At 41.0% G+C, this 15772-nt stretch carries 16 protein-coding genes and 1 pseudogene; 3 read left to right on the top strand and 14 right to left on the bottom strand.

Annotation, left to right across the window (positions count from 1 at the left end; translation table 11 throughout):
• Window positions 1-62 precede the first annotated feature (62 nt).
• The 5 genes from AB5916_RS12575 to AB5916_RS12555 form a co-directional block, all read right to left on the bottom strand.
• Window positions 63-1457: an FtsK/SpoIIIE domain-containing protein gene (locus AB5916_RS12575; protein WP_270628349.1), complete on the bottom strand. Its 1395-nt coding sequence runs from the start codon at window positions 1455-1457 to the stop codon at window positions 63-65.
• Between the two features lie 73 nt (window positions 1458-1530).
• Window positions 1531-1947 (bottom strand): DUF523 domain-containing protein, encoded by a 417-nt coding sequence (locus AB5916_RS12570; protein ID WP_002322983.1) that lies wholly within the window; start codon window positions 1945-1947, stop codon window positions 1531-1533.
• A 75-nt stretch (window positions 1948-2022) separates the two neighbouring features.
• A complete protein-coding gene (locus AB5916_RS12565; RefSeq protein WP_342999972.1) occupies window positions 2023-2406 on the bottom strand; it encodes a YdcP family protein in 384 nt (127 codons plus the stop codon).
• A 15-nt stretch (window positions 2407-2421) separates the two neighbouring features.
• Window positions 2422-2748, bottom strand: coding sequence for a YdcP family protein (locus tag AB5916_RS12560; RefSeq protein ID WP_121057297.1), 327 nt, complete (start codon window positions 2746-2748; stop codon window positions 2422-2424).
• A 238-nt stretch (window positions 2749-2986) separates the two neighbouring features.
• Window positions 2987-6037 (bottom strand): SrtB-anchored collagen-binding adhesin, encoded by a 3051-nt coding sequence (locus AB5916_RS12555; RefSeq protein ID WP_342999971.1) that lies wholly within the window; start codon window positions 6035-6037, stop codon window positions 2987-2989.
• A gap of 556 nt (window positions 6038-6593) precedes the next feature.
• On the opposite strand from AB5916_RS12555, the gene AB5916_RS12550 reads away from it, so the two are divergent.
• The 3 genes from AB5916_RS12550 (at window position 6594) to AB5916_RS12540 (ending at window position 9389) form a co-directional block, all read left to right on the top strand.
• On the top strand, window positions 6594-7565 hold the full coding sequence (locus tag AB5916_RS12550) for an ABC transporter substrate-binding protein (protein WP_368191263.1): 972 nt from the start codon (window positions 6594-6596) through the stop codon (window positions 7563-7565).
• A 113-nt stretch (window positions 7566-7678) separates the two neighbouring features.
• Entirely contained in the window at window positions 7679-8602 is a 924-nt protein-coding gene (locus AB5916_RS12545) for an ABC transporter permease (RefSeq protein ID WP_173728500.1), read from the top strand.
• Complete coding sequence (locus AB5916_RS12540) at window positions 8595-9389, top strand: ABC transporter ATP-binding protein (RefSeq protein ID WP_158422788.1); 795 nt, start codon at window positions 8595-8597, stop codon at window positions 9387-9389. The genes AB5916_RS12545 and AB5916_RS12540 overlap by 8 nt, the downstream gene beginning before the upstream one ends.
• Before the next feature lie 112 nt (window positions 9390-9501).
• Here AB5916_RS12540 and AB5916_RS12535 read toward each other — a convergent pair whose 3' ends face one another.
• From AB5916_RS12535 to AB5916_RS12495, 9 genes and pseudogenes are all read right to left on the bottom strand, one after another.
• On the bottom strand, window positions 9502-10446 hold the full coding sequence (locus AB5916_RS12535) for a DUF5688 family protein (RefSeq protein ID WP_368191261.1): 945 nt from the start codon (window positions 10444-10446) through the stop codon (window positions 9502-9504).
• Window positions 10447-10653: 207 nt separating this feature from the next.
• Complete coding sequence (locus AB5916_RS12530) at window positions 10654-11136, bottom strand: low molecular weight protein-tyrosine-phosphatase (protein WP_368191259.1); 483 nt, start codon at window positions 11134-11136, stop codon at window positions 10654-10656.
• Window positions 11137-11351: 215 nt separating this feature from the next.
• A complete protein-coding gene (locus AB5916_RS12525; RefSeq protein WP_226845253.1) occupies window positions 11352-11534 on the bottom strand; it encodes a tyrosine-type recombinase/integrase in 183 nt (60 codons plus the stop codon).
• A 112-nt stretch (window positions 11535-11646) separates the two neighbouring features.
• Window positions 11647-11946, bottom strand: coding sequence for a hypothetical protein (locus AB5916_RS12520; RefSeq protein WP_262583424.1), 300 nt, complete (start codon window positions 11944-11946; stop codon window positions 11647-11649).
• Window positions 11933-13216, bottom strand: a complete 1284-nt coding sequence (locus tag AB5916_RS12515; protein ID WP_368191257.1) for a recombinase family protein — start codon at window positions 13214-13216, stop codon at window positions 11933-11935. The genes AB5916_RS12520 and AB5916_RS12515 overlap by 14 nt, the downstream gene beginning before the upstream one ends.
• 107 nt (window positions 13217-13323) lie before the next feature.
• Window positions 13324-13572 carry a DUF6870 family protein gene (locus tag AB5916_RS12510; protein WP_158422927.1) on the bottom strand — a complete coding sequence of 83 codons (249 nt, stop codon included), beginning with the start codon at window positions 13570-13572 and terminating at the stop codon, window positions 13324-13326.
• Window positions 13553-13932: pseudogene (locus AB5916_RS12505) on the bottom strand (type II toxin-antitoxin system PemK/MazF family toxin). Before AB5916_RS12505 ends, AB5916_RS12510 begins: the two are co-directional and overlap by 20 nt.
• Window positions 13933-14496: 564 nt before the next feature.
• Window positions 14497-14982, bottom strand: a complete 486-nt coding sequence (locus tag AB5916_RS12500; protein WP_368191254.1) for a sigma factor-like helix-turn-helix DNA-binding protein — start codon at window positions 14980-14982, stop codon at window positions 14497-14499.
• A gap of 340 nt (window positions 14983-15322) precedes the next feature.
• Window positions 15323-15772: NAD(P)/FAD-dependent oxidoreductase (locus tag AB5916_RS12495; protein ID WP_368191253.1), on the bottom strand; the 450-nt coding region annotated here is incomplete at its 5' end.

Here is a 15772-nt window from a genome sequence, read left to right as displayed (position 1 = left end):
CCCCTCTGTTAGATACCGAGGGGTTTTACCTGCTGGCGTGGCTTACGCCACACCAGCAACGGCTAGTCCGTGCCGTCGCCTTTCGCTTCGCACGTCTCCGTCCCGTCCTGCCTTGCTTGTGCAAGAGAGCCGATAGTCTGCAAAAAATCATGTCCTTTCGGGACTAAAGGCGTGTAAAATTCGCTGATAACGCTTGTTCCCACATCACAATAGCCACGCCCCTTGATACGCTTCTGGAAAAACTGCTTTTTCACATCTGAACCAAACAGCATACCGTAACCTAATTCGCTGATACGCCCCAATCCCACACGGAAGTTGAAGTTATCTCTGATACCGTCCGAGAAATACTTTGCGTCTGGACGCTGGCAGGCAACAATAAGGAAATAACCTGCTTGTCGCCCTAACATAACGATTTTCTTTAACTGGCTAAGTAAGCTCACGCTTTCTTTTGTCCCAAGCATTTCAAAAAATGCTACATATTCATCAAAGATAAGAAAGCAGGGTGGCAGTCCCAGATAGGCGTAGTTTTCGCCCGTCTTATAGTTCGGGTGTCGCTTCATTTCCTCACTTCGCTGTACCATTCCCTCATAAAAGGCATTGACACAATCAATCATTTCTTCTTTGGTGTGATACACATTTCCCATAACCGTCCCTAAGTCTGCAAGGTCAGCGTTCTTCGGGTCTAAGATGTAAAGGACAGCGTTGGTATGTAGTAAGGCTTCAATGAGCGTCAGCAGAAAATAAGTTTTACCGCCACCAGTCCCACCAGCAATCAGAGCGTGGGGGAGTGCGTCATATTCCCAGACAAGATTTTTCATCAGTCTAAGACAGCCTTTTTCTGCCCGTACTTCATCAATGGTAATGCGGTTCGCTATCATATCATAAAGCAGGGTATATTCGATATAGCCGTCATGCAGGGTCTTGTCGGTCAGCTCGCAATATAAGCCACTTTCCAATTTATCCTCTAACCGTAAAAGCTGGTCTTGATATTTCCCCAGTGTAATTTCACAGCGGATATGAAGCAGTCCCTTTTCCATTTGATAATAAATCTTTGGAAACCAGACGATTTTTTCCCTTGATCTGCTTTGCAGGTCAGTAAAAAAACCGCTGTCTTGTACGGTATCAGCTTCATACCACTTGTTTTCCAGTATCATTCTTGCCAGCTTTTGACGGTGCAGGAGCTTCTTGAAACTGTCGTAACAGAAGCGGTAATATAGAAAAGCGACCAATGCACAAACACCAGTCGCTATCAGTATGGTTATGAAGTTATAAGGAGAAAGCGTCAAGCCGTTCTCTAACAAGCTGAAATGCTCCCAATCGGTACGCATGAGCTGTTTGATATTCAGTAGCAAAAGAACCGCCACGAATACAAACAGAAGCGTCCCTATGGAAAAGTGATAGACAAGGTGCTTGTCGCTGGCTCTGATACGGTGTCCTTTGTTCCAAATCTTTTGCATAAATCAATCACTCCTTTCTAGGTACGAAAAAAGCAGTCAATCCTAAGACTAACTGCTTTTTCATTACCATTCATTAAAAATCTTCTGAGTCCAACACTTTATATCCAGCCTCAATTAACGCTTGTGCAAATAGACCTTGACCTTTTATCAATTTCCCCGTAAAACTACCATCATAAATATTCTTGACTGCACAAGTTGGGCTTCTTGATTGCAGAATAACTAAATCTATTTCCATACTTCTTATTTCATTTAAAGCCAACTGTACCGCATGACGATATTCCTCATCAACAATATTTCCATTTATATCCATGACAATACCATTTACTATTTCCGCACTAGGACGTGGTGTAGGCATATTCGCTAATAATTCTGGACAAATTTCGATAACTTCTTTGTCTTTTAGAAACTCTACAACTTTCGGATTGAGATTATTCCCACCGTTATATTTGCAGTTTTTTCCCATGATACATGAACTAACTAATACTTTCATAGATAAGCACCTCACAATTTATCCTAATTATATCATTCAACGAATTACCTCACAATAAATATCTAATCTCTAATTTTATTTTTTCGGCTGTCCCTGTGTGTTATTATTCTGTGGATTGCCTACGTTCTGATTGCCTTTGTTCTTCAACACAATATCCTCTGACTTTACATACCAGTCCACATCTGCACCCGTATAGGTCTTTCTCGATACGGTATCGGCTACGGGATTGACAAGTTCCACAACTGCATTGTACGGAAATTCCCTTAACGGTACTTCTGGCGGTACGGACACGGGAATAATTCCACCATGCAGACTGCACTTCAAATCATAGATACGCTTTTTAAGCTGGGTACTCGGTGTCCCGTCCTCATTCTGCAAGTACACATCACGCACCGCTGTAAATTTTAATTCTCCAAATGTTTTCTCTTTGTCAATGACAAACCCGTTTGATAATCTCATAAATTCTTCACTCCTTTACTTTTCTTGAACTGTTACAATATCATCAGCAACTAACACATAATCGGTATGTCCCATATCCCCGATTGCGTAACCTCTGCCGTATAACTTCGGATTGACAAGTTTTACTTTCTGCTCATACTTGAAATGCTTTTCGCCAGCCTGCACGGGAATTTCTACCACAACATTTTCGCCTTTCTGTACGTCAGAATAAAGGTTATAGCTTCGTCTGGCTAAGACCCTGCGGTTATTTTTATCCCTTTCAAAAATAGGGTCGCTTTCGCCTGCAAATTCAAGTGTTCCAAAAGACTGTGCCATATCTGGCACAACATATTTCATTTCCATATTGTTTTACCTCGTTTCTTTCTATTTTGGATAAATTTGTTGATAGTGATTTCTTATTCTGGCGGTTAGGGAAGTACCAGCAATCCCACAGATAGTAAAGGGTAAAATAAATGCTTACGCACCCTTGACTATCCGTGTTCTTGCAGGTTGTTAACAGACAAGCCAGAATAAGCGGAAGTCTGCCGTTTGACAGCTTCGGCGGAGAACGTGATTTTCCTTTTCTCATACCGTTACCGCCTTATGATTTCTTCGTTTGACGGCGTTTGCAGAAGAAGATACCTGCCAATCCAGCACCAGAAGTCAAAAGAAGTGCAAGCAGTCCGTAAAGGTTTGTGCTATCGCCAGTTTTTGGACTGTCTGTTTTATGCGGTGTATCTGGTGTCTGTGGCGTTTCGGGTTTCTCTGGTTCTTCTGGGACTTCGGGTTTTTCCTTAAAGGTAATCGTCTGTCCCTCGTCCTCAATGTCCTTATGCTCGGTAACTTTCTTCGGCTCGTCTGGATTGCTTAAATCGTACAATTCTTCAAAAGTTACAAGCTGTTTGCCGTCAAGAGAAGTAGCGTCAAAGGTAAAGGCAACTTCCGCTTTCATAGTTTCGCTGTCTGCGGTAAAGGTGTAATCACTTTCCACACGTTTCCCATTGATAAGAAGCTCTGCATTTTCTTCTTTCAACATCTGCCAGCCTACAAGTTTGTACTGTGTGCCGACTTCTAAGCCCTCTAAAGTTACGGTATCAATGATTGTTACCTCTTTTCCTGCTTCAAGCTCTTTGTTGCCGTCCTTATCGGTAGCAGTTGTATGAATTTTGATGATATGCTCTGTGATAAGTACTGTCTGCCCGTCGTCCTCAATGTCTTTATGTTCCGCAACTTTTACGGGTTCGTCTGGATTGCTCAAATCGTATAATTCCTCGAATGTTACCAAATTTTTACCACCAAGCTCGGACGCATTGAATGTATAAGCAATTTCCACTTTCATAGCTTCATCATCAGCAGTAAAGGTATAGTCATTTTCTACACGCTTTCCGTCAATGACAAGTTCAGCGTTTTCTTCCTTTAACATCTGCCAGCCTTTGAGCTGGTATTTTGTGCCTTTTGTAAGTCCGTCTAATTTGACAGTATCAACGATTGTAACCTCTTTTCCTGCAAGGATAGTTTTTTCGCCGTCTTTGCTGGTCGCTGTGGTATGGATAGAGATTTCTTTTTCGTATTCATCAGTCAAAGTTCCTAAATCAATCACAAGGTTATTTCTTGATACTACGATTTCAAATGGTGGGATAAGCTCAAAGCCTTTGTTGCTTTCACATCTCAATTCTTCAATGATGTAAGTATCATAAGGCAATGCACCTTTGCTGTCGTCTGGTTCAGAAGTTCCAAACCACACACCGTCCTCGCTGGTCTTTCCTGCGTTGGTATTGTATTTGTGAGAAGCCCAGTCAGCAGAAGTGGAGAATTGCCCGTTATCATCAGTTACCACGATATGACTTTCTCCCGTCGTCTTGCTTGTGATCCTAAACGGAACATCAGCAAGACGCTTATGTGTGCCTGCACCGATTTTTACGCCCTCAATATCGCCACGCTTAATCTGATTGTAGATAGAATGGGCTTCGTCGGTTAAGTCCACGATTTTTCCATTTTCTGTGATTGTAAAATCAATCGGTTTTGCACCGTCAGTTAAGTAACCGTAGGGAGCTTCACTCTCAACGATACGGAAATTTCCATAAGGTAAAAGGTCAGAAGAAGTAGAAGCGATACCCTCAATATCTGTACGAATTGTCTTTACCACTTCATTTTTCTTATAGAGCTTGCCCTCAACCAATACAGAATTATCATTTAAGGAAATGATGTCAAAGGCAGTATCTTTTAAGGTGCCACTTCCTTGTGGCTTTGTATCGCCCGTTTCTAAATCTCGTTTCTGAATTTTCACACCGCCACGGATAACCTTGTCTGATACAGAAAACTGGTTACTTCCAGTCAATACGGCAAGGTCGCCGTCCTCGGTAATCTGTGTTACATATAAGCCCTTAATCTGTTCGGACTTATCGCCAGCCTGCATATATGCACCGTCAAGCAAGTAGCCGTTTGGAGCTTTTGTTTCTTCAACAGTTAGTGTTCCTAAAGGAAGAACGGCTTTACCGTCCTGCATATAGAAGTTGTCGCCAGATACCTTGTATACGTCCGCTAATTTTGTGATGTAATGAGTTGTCCCGTCGCTGTCTGTTTCAGCGATTGTCTTTGTAATCCATGTTCTTGTAGCTTCGGCAGGGAGATTGTTTTTGTTATAGAAGCCAGCATAATACTTCCATGTAAATTCCGCACCTGCTAAAGAAGCGTTCCCTTGCGGATTGTCTTTCTGTGTTTCCATATCAATCTTGAAAAGCTCAATCAAAGTGTCTGTTACTTTTGGTGTATCTGATACTTTCAAGGTCACTGTTTCGCCAGCTTTGATTGTTAATGGATAGATTGTTTTATCCACTTTATATCCTGCTGGTGCGGATAATTCCTTGATATAGACTGTGCCAGCCTTTACCTCTACAATATCTGTATTTCCGTTTTCATCAGTCATAAGGGTGGCAAGCTGTTTCGTGCAGTCCTTATCAGCAAAGACACCATAGGTTGCACCAGAAATAGAGTAATTCCCGTTACCGTTTGTAATGCTGGTATTACTGGAAGTCTTTTGTAGTTTTGCATTTCCAACATTCAGCTTCGCCCAGAATTGTCCCAATTCCTGCCCCTCGCCAGAGTAGATATAACCGCCACATTCATAGCGTCCTCTATTCTCTTTGACAAAGGCTCTTGCACCAGAGAAAACTTCGTCCTGCGTAGCCTTTGGGATTTCATCATAAGAAGCTCGCACGTTATCACATTGCCAGCCAAGATGTACGCTCAATCTCTGCCAGACTACACATTGTTCCAACAGATAGATTTGCTTGTAGTTTAGTTCCTTGTGAGCTTCGCCATACTGTTTGACATACTCTAAGGATAACGCCACATCTGAAATCTGGTCGACACTCATGCGTGAGCTTGCGTCAGCTCTGGTCTTATAGCCGTTCTTAAAATCTGTATTGATGTCAATACAATAGGCAGTTTCGCCCTCGACTTTCATATAGCCCTCATTGAATGTCGAACCAATAGAACCGTCATTCATTACTTTTTCAATGATACCGACACGTTCTGCACTTTCCGTCCAGTATTGCTTGCTTTCTGCATGAACGGGTGTAGTCGGTAAAGCAGTAACGACAGTTGCAAGAGCTAAGAAGCCCGTACACAATCGTTTCCATGTCTTTTTCATAAATTTAATGCTCCTTTCATTTTGGGTATAAAAATAGACGCTCATTTCTGAACGTCTACATTATTGAAAGGCTTGTCCTCTCACACATATTTTATTTTAATAGGTACAACAGTTGCCTTTCTCCTTGTATTTTCGTTGTTTTCATTACTTGCGTTATCTACAACCCCCATGACCGGCGTCCAACATAATCGAATAAGCCATTTCTTTTCTGTCCTTTTATCTTCTCTCTATAAAATATGCAGAAATTGCCATCAGGCCACATGTCCGTTGAAATGGAAAATTCATGTATAATCCTTATTTCTTGCATATGTGATTTTTTATTCTCCCATATACATTTTTTTATTTCCCGCCTTGACTTTGCAACTTTAAAGCGTTATACTGCTACATTATAAATAAACACTCTCCTTATATCAATTTCGTAACAATTCAGTACCCTCACGGATAATTCCTACTGAATAGTTACTTAATTTCTGAAAATGCAAATGCAGTATCAAAACCAGTACATTTTCAAATAGGAGAATGTAGTTTAAATACAATTCGAGGAGGATACAAAGTTATGAAAAAACAGGTTTTAGCCGTGTCACTGGCCAGTTTAATGTCAATCGGAACCATAGGCAGTGTTACCGCTGTCAACGCAGAAGAAAGTGACAAAACATACACCGTAGGTATTTGCCAGCTTGTTCAGCACGAAGCATTAGATGCAGCAACACAAGGATTTAAGGATGCCCTTACAGACGCTCTTGGTGATGCTGTAACTTTTGAAGAAAAAAATGCACAGGGTGATTCCAACACTTGTTCTACGATTATCAATGGTCTTGTATCAGACAATGTAGACCTGATCCTTGCCAATGCAACTGCTTCCCTGCAGGCTGCCGCAGCAGGCACTACTGATATCCCGATTCTTGGAACCGCTGTTACAGATTACGGCGTTGCTCTTGAAATTGATGATTTTGACGGTACAGTAGGTGGAAATATTTCCGGTACGTCTGATCTTGCTCCGCTGGATCAGCAGGCAGCTATGCTGAATGAACTTTTCCCGGATGCAAAAACTGTAGGACTGCTGTACTGTTCTGCAGAAGCAAACTCCCAGTATCAGGTTGATACAGTAAAAGCAGCCCTTGAAGATCTTGGTTATACATGCTCTGATTATGCATTCTCTGATTCCAACGACCTTGCTTCTGTTGCTACATCTGCCGCATCTGACAGTGATGTGATCTATGTTCCAACAGATAACACCGTAGCTTCTAATACAGAGATCATCAACAATATCTGCAGTGCAGAAAAGGTTCCTGTAATCGCAGGTGAAGAAGGTATCTGCCAGGGATGTGGTGTTGCTACTCTTTCTATCAGCTACTATGATCTTGGAAAAGCTACTGGCGAAATGGCGGTTCGTATCCTGAAGGACGGTGAAGACATTTCTACTATGCCAATCGAATATGCACCAAACTTTACAAAAGAATACAATCCAACCATCTGTAAAGACCTTGGCATTGAAATTCCGAATGATTACAAAGCAATTGAAGAATGATCAGAAAATAACTTAAATTCAAGAATAATATTAATTTCATGCACTATCAGCGGACAGCGGGAAAGGGAAATACCTCTCTCGCTTTTCGCTGTATTAACAGGAGGAATACAATCATGCAAATTATGAACTTAATCCAGGCTCTCCCCGGAGCTGCTGCCCAGGGACTGATCTGGGGAATCATGGCAATTGGCGTTTATCTTACCTTTCGGGTACTTGACATTGCCGACCTGACTGTAGACGGTACCATGTGTACCGGAGGAGCCGTATGTATTATGATGATGCTGAACGGCCACAACGTATGGATTTCCCTTCTTGTTGCCACTCTTGCAGGTATGGCAGCCGGTTTGCTTACAGGTGTTTTCCATACATTTATGGGTATTCCTGCAATCCTTGCTGGAATCCTTACACAGCTTTCCCTTTATTCTGTCAACTTAAAGATCATGGGAAAAGCCAATCAGGCAATCAATGTTGACAAATATAACATTCTTGTTTCCCTTCGCCGGATCAAAAATGTTCCTATCACCCAGAATACAATTCTGATCGTTGCCCTTTTTATTATCGTTGTGATCGCTGTATTGTACTGGTTTTTCGGAACTGAGCTTGGATGCTCTCTTCGCGCTACCGGCTGCAATGCCAATATGTCCCGGGCACAGGGAATCAATACTAATTTCTGCAAGGTACTTGGACTGATGATTTCAAACGGACTGGTTGCACTTTCCAGTGCCCTTCTTGCTCAGTATCAGGGATTTGCAGATGTAAATATGGGACGTGGTGCCATCGTTATCGGTCTTGCAGCTGTTATTATCGGCGAAGCCATTTTCAGCCGTATTTTTCGTAACTTTGCACTGAAGCTTTTAAGCGTGGCATTTGGTTCTATTTTATATTACCTGGTGCTGCAGACAGTAATCTGGATGGGTATTGATACAGACCTGCTGAAACTGCTGTCCGCTTTTGTCGTTGCTATTTTCCTGGCGATCCCATACTGGAAAGGAAAATTTACAAAAGCAGCAAAACATGGAGGAAATCACAATGCTTGAAGTTAAAAATATTTATAAAACATTCAATCCTGGTACCATCAATGAAAAAATCGCTTTAAACGGACTTTCCCTGAAATTAAATGAAGGAGATTTTGTTACTGTAATCGGTGGAAATGGAGCAGGAAAATCTACCCTTCTAAATGCAGTTGCTGGTGTATGGCCAGTTGACGAGGGACAGATCGTTATTGACGGCACTGATGTAACAAAGCTTTCCGAGCATAAACGCGCCGCTTATCTTGGCCGTGTATTTCAGGATCCGATGACAGGTACTGCTGCCACAATGGGAATCGAAGAAAATCTTGCACTTGCCAGACGAAGAGGTACCAAACGCGGACTTCGCAAAGGTATCACCCAGCAGGAACGTGAAGAATACAAGGAACTTCTTAAAGTTCTTGGCCTAGGTCTTGAAAACAGACTCACCTCCAAAGTTGGCCTGCTTTCCGGTGGACAGCGCCAGGCTCTGACCCTTTTAATGGCCACCCTGAAAAAGCCAAAGCTGCTTCTTCTGGATGAGCATACAGCTGCTCTCGATCCCAAAACAGCCTCAAAAGTCCTTGAAATCACAGACATGATCGTAAACCGTGACCATCTTACAACTCTAATGATCACCCACAATATGAAAGACGCGATTGCCCATGGTAATCGTCTGATCATGCTTATGGACGGAAAAGTAATCCTGGACATCCAGGGTGAAGAGAAGAAAAAACTGACTGTGAAGAATCTGTTGGACAAATTTGAACAGGCCAGTGGCGAAGAATTTTCCAATGACGCTGCTATTCTTGGTTGATACTTTACATTCCTGTTAATGAATCCTGATACAGCGTTATAAGTAAATTAGATGAGTGTCCTTATGAGTCCACGCCTCCACCCAATGTGGACCCATAGCGGCACTCTTTTATCTAATCCTCATCCTCTGAAACGCAGATAATGCTATCTGTTGACCTGCAATATCTATATATTCTTATTGAAAGAAAATCCTCCTCCGGTGTTGTTTCCTTCACTGTTTCACTGACCACATCCTCTAATTCTTCCGGGTAAACCTGTCTTGCATCATGTACCATTACTTCATGTACACTGGTAAATGCCAGATACAGATCCTGTCCCAGCAATTCTGCCATACGTTTTGCAACACCTGGCATAAAAATTGCTGTCGCCCCGTTAGTACGCTTTGTTGTACTTAAGCAAATCCCCAATGATTTTCTGGAAATTTCTACATCACTATTCTCTTTACCCATAAAATCCTCACCATCATATTCAGGGTCAAAAATAAGCTTTTCCCAACAGTAAATCCTTGGGGGTGTCATTTTCATCGTATTTATCAATGCTTCCTCAAGAATCTTTTCCCTGGAAATCCCCCATTCCTCAAGATACTCCTTCCGTATCTTCATACTGGTGATCCCATCTGCAGATTCTGAAATTCTCATATAAAGAACAACAGCAATATCACCAATACACCTGTATACAGCATGTACCAATTCATCCTTATTTCGATTCAGATTTAAAAGCCTAATAAATAAATCCTTTTTAATCATTTCATAATCAGTAAGATTCTTAGTTTTGTCAAAAAATTCAGCATGATTTACTTTTTTTAACTCTGTTAATATCATCGTTCCCAGTTCATTCAATTCTTTTCCCCGTTCATAGTCTTCAAACAATTCTTGCACATGTACCCCACATATTTCTTTCATACCATCTTCTTCTGCACACACCAAAAATAGCCTGTCTCCATTTTCCGCCATCTTCTCTCCCTTTTTTCGGAAATAAATCTTATCCTCTGTATATCCAGTTTCATTAAGTAAAAAAAGGCGCAATTCACCTATAAACTCTTCATAGTTTTTATTCATATATATGGTTCCTTTCATACACTAATAGCGGTTTGATTTCTAATACTTTAAGAGATAATTGGACGATATGTCCAATGATAAAGCCGTTTTCCCAAACGGTTATAAAAAGAAAGGGAGCATCTGCTCCCCATTGAGTTGCTGTGAAATCAGTATAGCCAATCTCGCCCCACTTGTAAAGAAGAAAAAAACGAGAAAATCCAGCAAATTTCACCCATTTATCTTTCCATTTTCCTTCAGATACTGCAAAAATCCTTTGCAACCCTCCTCTATATCCAAATATGTAAGTTGGAAATCCCCTGTATACCAGGGATCCGCAATATCTCCGCTTCTCCCTGTCATTTCAAGCAACAGTCTTATCTTCCCCTCTGGATCTCCCCCAAAAATTCTCAGCATATTCCGTATATTTCTCTGATCCATTCCCAAAATATAATCATATTTTCCATAATCTTTTTTTGTTACCTGCACTGCTCTCTTCCCCTCACAGGAAATCCCATGTTTCCGCAATATCTCCCGTGCTGGCGGATATACCGAATTGCCAATCCCGTTCCAGATTTCCTCTGTGCTGGTAGCCGCAGACCGAATCAAGAACAGATCTGCGATACCCTTCTGCTGAACCATATCCTTCAAAATAAATTCTGCCATAGGCGAACGGCAGATATTGCCGTGGCAGACAAATAACACACTTATCATTGCTTAAAACTCCTTGAAATGCTGTATTTACGCTGTTCGCAAGCATTTTCCGATAATCTTCAATCCTGTCATTTTCCTGTATATCCCAGCATAAATTCGTATATTTTCTTATCCAAATTTAGTAACTTCTTAGTAATAATCAGCCTGGAAAACAGGCCTTCTAAGAACCTTATAATCAGATTATTTTTAATTCTTTTTTCTATTATTTTATCATACTATGCCAGTTTTGCAATCCTATTCATCTCTTCTTTTGCATCAATTAATCCCAGATGCGTATATACATTTAACGTAACCCCTATATCAGAATGTCCCATTAAATATTGGAGTGCTTTCGGATTCATTCCAGCTTTCGCCATATTGGAACAATATGTATGCCTGCATACATGTGGATGTGTCAAGTATAGGACAAAAAAAATTTTATTTTTTTCTGCCGAAAACTATCCGACGCTCCCATCAGGTAGTCCCAGCACCTTTATTATCTTCTGATAAGTCATTCTTGTCCTGCTCAAGTTACCTCTGTTCCGAAAAAATATCGTCAAAATTCCATTCGATTTCAATTTCATCCTGACTATGAACATGGATCACCTTGATAATCTCACGCAGCTTCTCTGTATCGAACTTCTGAATTCCCAAGAAATCTTTTAGCTTTATTTTATCAGAAAGTTCATTTTGTTCAAGAAACTTTTTACTATTCTCCGCATCTTCTATCTTTCGTTTTATTTCCTCTAGCTGTACACTTATCTTTCCAGCTCTCTGCTTATACGAATCACGATCTATACGACCATCTTTGTAATCATCATAGAGTTTCATCTTTTCCGAGGTCAACTGTCGGCTCTGTTTTTGCAATTCTGCGGTCTTGATCTCTTTGTAGTCGCATTGCCTGTTGGAAGATACTTTCTTTTCTTTTTCCAACATTGACGCTGCATACTGATGAACAAGCCCAAGGATATTCTCCTCCAGCGGTTCCCGTCGGATCACCAGACTTCGACACACAGGATCTCCATTGGTTCGAGCATCTGAGCATTTTAGCAGATGCTCCGTTTCTTTTAGTAAAGAATGCCCACAGTTGGCACATAGCAGCAATGCCGGATAACAGATATACCTGCTTTTGGTCAGGTGAAGTACGTGTATCCATGCCCAGAAGTCTCTGAACAATTTCCAAATCACGGTCACTCACCAGTGGCTCATGATTTTTCTCAATCCGGATCCAGTCATCTTCCGGTTTCACATAAGTCTGCTTCACTTTATGGTTCGGTGTTGTCCTTTTTCCCTGCACAAGATTTCCGATATAAACCTCGTTTTCCAGTATCCTACGGACTGTAACGGAACTCCAAAGCGCCTGTTCTTTCTGCCGGAAGCCAGTTTCATAATGACTGCCGCTGCTGATCTTATATTCAAATGGAGAAAGAATACCCAGTTCATTTAAACGATTAGCGATCGCATCCTGACTCATTCCCCGCAGCTTCATCTTAAAAATATCCTGTACTACGCTGCCTGCAGATGGGTCAATCTCTAATTTATGCTTATCTGTCTTTGTCTTCCTGTATCCAAATGCTACAAACGGAGTCACGCACTCGCCTTTTTTCCTCTTAATCTCAAGATTACTCCTGATCTTAATAGAAATGTCACGACAATAAGCATCATTGATTAAGTTCTTAAATGGGATAATGATTTCGTCTGCCTGATTCTTTCCCTTGAGACTGTCATAATTGTCATTTATGGCAATGAAGCGCACGCCAAGAGCCGGGAATAATCTCTCGATATACTTCCCGGAATCAATATATTCCCTTCCAAATCGTGATAAGTCTTTAACCACTACACAGTCTACAATCCCACGCCGGATATCCTCCAGCATTGCCTGGAATGCTGGGTGCTCAAAATTAGAGCCTGAGTAACCATCATCAACTCGGACTGAAACAACTTCAATATCTTTTTTGTCTTTCAGGAAATCCAGAATCAAAGCTTTCTGGTTAGAAATGCTGTTACTTTCCAGTTTTGCTGAACTGGAAATATCGCCATCTTCTTTAGATAATCTGACATAGATGGCGGCATGATAGATTTTATTGATATTCTGATACATATCTTACCTCCTTTTATTACGTCAGAAAATCCATGTAATAAAAGGGGCTGCATAATTTGTCCTTACCGACATTCTAACACAGTCCCCTCCATCTTGCCAGTACTTTTTCAGACACTCAGAAGCATATTCTCGAATGCCTGCTCCATAGATATACCGTTATTGGCAAATCTGACTTTTACTTTCATATTACCGATCCGGACCAGATAAGGATTTCCTACTTTATTCAGAAAAATATCTCTCCGTTCCTGAAGCGGCTTATTTCCATCTGCTTTTATCATCCGTAGATCCGTCATTTCATTGATATCTACATCACTGAAATCCTGATCCAGATAATTTCTATATTCCTCTGCTGTCATGCCCTTCTCCTTCCATTCCCATCTGGATCCGTACTGCTTTCAGTACCCGATCCAGGCTCCACTTATTTACTCTTCCGCATTTCTCAATAATACATTTTGTAGAAATGCTCATAACCTGTTCAGCCAATGCAAGGCTTCCTTTTCGGATCCCTGTCATATCGTATTTACTGATAAATACATGTGTTGGTAAATACCGCTTCTTATATATTCTTGACGTCAGCGGAACTACCGTAATGACTGAACTGTATGTATTAGCTTTGTTGTTACTTACTACGATCACCGGTCTTACTCCACCCTGAACCGAAGTTGTCGGGAACATACCGAGATCACCCATAAGATATCTCCTCTTCGAATCGTCACTTGTCATCTCTCTCCAATCTTTTTAATTTGTAAAGCATTCATAGCGCTATATTGGCTCCACAGGAATACGGCAGAGTTCCCTTCCAAGACGGAAAACTCTGCCGCATAACCTCTATAGCCAATTTGATTATTAAACAGTGCTCGCTCGATTCTATTTATCCTCGATACCCCGAATCGTTACTCCTGCATCTGCAGGAAGGGAATAATAACCTGTCCGGATGCTACACTCCGGACCACAACCCCAAAACTCTCGTTTCCAGGCTCCAGCAGTTCATAGGTTTACCAGTTACAGACTTCTCAGGGTCTGCAAGTGTATCGCATCTCACACATGTCATCGCATCACCAGCCTGCCGACTGGCTTTGGTCAGTGCTTTTTCGCAGCATTATTAACTCTAAATAGTTTCTTACGTCCTTATAATCCTATAGCGGCATCTTCCTCGTGCTCTCTGCATGAAATGTCACGTCAGTTATTATTGGATATTCAGTTATCATGGTTCATTTTAGGAAGTCCTTTAACTTCCTCTAATTACTAAAGTCAAATGACTTTGGCAGATGCAAAAGATTTTAAAAAATTTTTTTAAAAAATTTATTCATATACATTTCACGCATCTTATTAAGAGTGGATTTCAGCTTGTATGACAGCATCTGTCTGGAAATCTCCATAATCTCCGCCATCTGTGTCTGTGTCTTATTTTCAAAGAAAATGCCATAAATAATCATGCGTTCCTCTGAGTTCAGCTGATTGATCACTTTGTGAATATTCTGCTGTTCCATTTTTGTCAGTACACAGTGCTCCACATCACAGTTCAGATCTGGAAAATCCTCAATCATGAATCCTTCTCCATCAATGGACTGACCGCTGTAAGGTACTTCTCTCAGCATCTTATCCACAACCTCACCCAGTTCGTTCTTAATCTCAACTTTTTTTGCCTTGCTGCTTCTGTAAAAATTATTCATCGCATACGCAACTTCTTTTGTAATCTCGATCATTTCTCCATCAATATTTGCGTAGTACTTTCCTTCATAAAAATATGGGTGTTCAATATACATATCCGTTCCTCCTGAATTTGAAATCTTGTTGCTCGTTTCAAATTCAGAAGGCGGACCTCTGTTTAGGATCATGCCTGCTCCACCTTTATCCTGCCGGGACATCCCCGCAGTTATTGGCCGAGAAATTCAGACACGAAAAAAAGCCCCAGTAGTTTTTTTCTTAACTACTGAGGCTTTCGTCTCTTTCTTGTATTCAGTTATCTATGCCTTCTTTCATCAGCATAATCATTGTATCAGGATAAAGTTCACAAAGTATCCGCAATACGTTCCCATAAGTTCATGTCATTATTGAAATCGTACATATTTCAGTATAAAAAGTTCACTATTCAAATTCTGATTATTATTTCTCCATATACTCTTCTGCCATATGTACTGACATAGCACCATCTGCCACTGCTGTTACTATCTGACGAAGTAACTTTGTTCTGACATCTCCTACAGCATAAACACCCGGAATACTCGTTTCAGTGTTTTCACCTGCCACAATATATCCTTTATTATCCAGTTCTATCTGATTATCTAAAAAATCTGTTGTCGGTTTTCTTCCTATACTCACAAACAGGCCGTCACATTCTATAATGTTTTCTTCTCCTGTAACTGTATCTTTCAACCGCACACCAGTCAATCGTTCTCCATAAATCAGTTCATTTACTGTATTATTCCATCGAAACTCTATATTTTCAGTTTTCATCAGCTGGTCATGGTAGATTTTCGTTGCACGTAATGTATCTCTACGATGAACAATGATGACTTTCTTAGCAATTCGACTTAAAAGAGCAGCATCTGATAC

The organism is Blautia sp. 1033sp1_1033st1_G9_1033SCRN_220408 (genome assembly GCF_040929965.1).
GTDB classification, from domain to species: domain Bacteria; phylum Bacillota; class Clostridia; order Lachnospirales; family Lachnospiraceae; genus Blautia_A; species Blautia_A ammoniilytica.
This window is presented reverse-complemented; position numbering and strand designations above follow the sequence as displayed.

Bases quoted from the DNA above. Each gene is read 5' to 3' on its own strand.
- AB5916_RS12575 (WP_270628349.1), bottom strand. From the start codon at position 1,457: ATGCAAAAGATTTGGAACAAAGGACACCGTATCAGAGCCAGCGACAAG.
- AB5916_RS12570 (WP_002322983.1), bottom strand. From the start codon at position 1,947: ATGAAAGTATTAGTTAGTTCATGTATCATGGGAAAAAACTGCAAATAT.
- AB5916_RS12565 (WP_342999972.1), bottom strand. From the start codon at position 2,406: ATGAGATTATCAAACGGGTTTGTCATTGACAAAGAGAAAACATTTGGA.
- AB5916_RS12560 (WP_121057297.1), bottom strand. From the start codon at position 2,748: ATGGAAATGAAATATGTTGTGCCAGATATGGCACAGTCTTTTGGAACA.
- AB5916_RS12555 (WP_342999971.1), bottom strand. From the start codon at position 6,037: ATGAAAAAGACATGGAAACGATTGTGTACGGGCTTCTTAGCTCTTGCA.
- AB5916_RS12550 (WP_368191263.1), top strand. From the start codon at position 6,594: ATGAAAAAACAGGTTTTAGCCGTGTCACTGGCCAGTTTAATGTCAATC.
- AB5916_RS12545 (WP_173728500.1), top strand. From the start codon at position 7,679: ATGCAAATTATGAACTTAATCCAGGCTCTCCCCGGAGCTGCTGCCCAG.
- AB5916_RS12540 (WP_158422788.1), top strand. From the start codon at position 8,595: ATGCTTGAAGTTAAAAATATTTATAAAACATTCAATCCTGGTACCATC.
- AB5916_RS12535 (WP_368191261.1), bottom strand. From the start codon at position 10,446: ATGAATAAAAACTATGAAGAGTTTATAGGTGAATTGCGCCTTTTTTTA.
- AB5916_RS12530 (WP_368191259.1), bottom strand. From the start codon at position 11,136: ATGATAAGTGTGTTATTTGTCTGCCACGGCAATATCTGCCGTTCGCCT.
- AB5916_RS12520 (WP_262583424.1), bottom strand. From the start codon at position 11,946: ATGAAACTCTATGATGATTACAAAGATGGTCGTATAGATCGTGATTCG.
- AB5916_RS12515 (WP_368191257.1), bottom strand. From the start codon at position 13,216: ATGTATCAGAATATCAATAAAATCTATCATGCCGCCATCTATGTCAGA.
- AB5916_RS12510 (WP_158422927.1), bottom strand. From the start codon at position 13,572: ATGACAGCAGAGGAATATAGAAATTATCTGGATCAGGATTTCAGTGAT.
- AB5916_RS12500 (WP_368191254.1), bottom strand. From the start codon at position 14,982: ATGTATATTGAACACCCATATTTTTATGAAGGAAAGTACTACGCAAAT.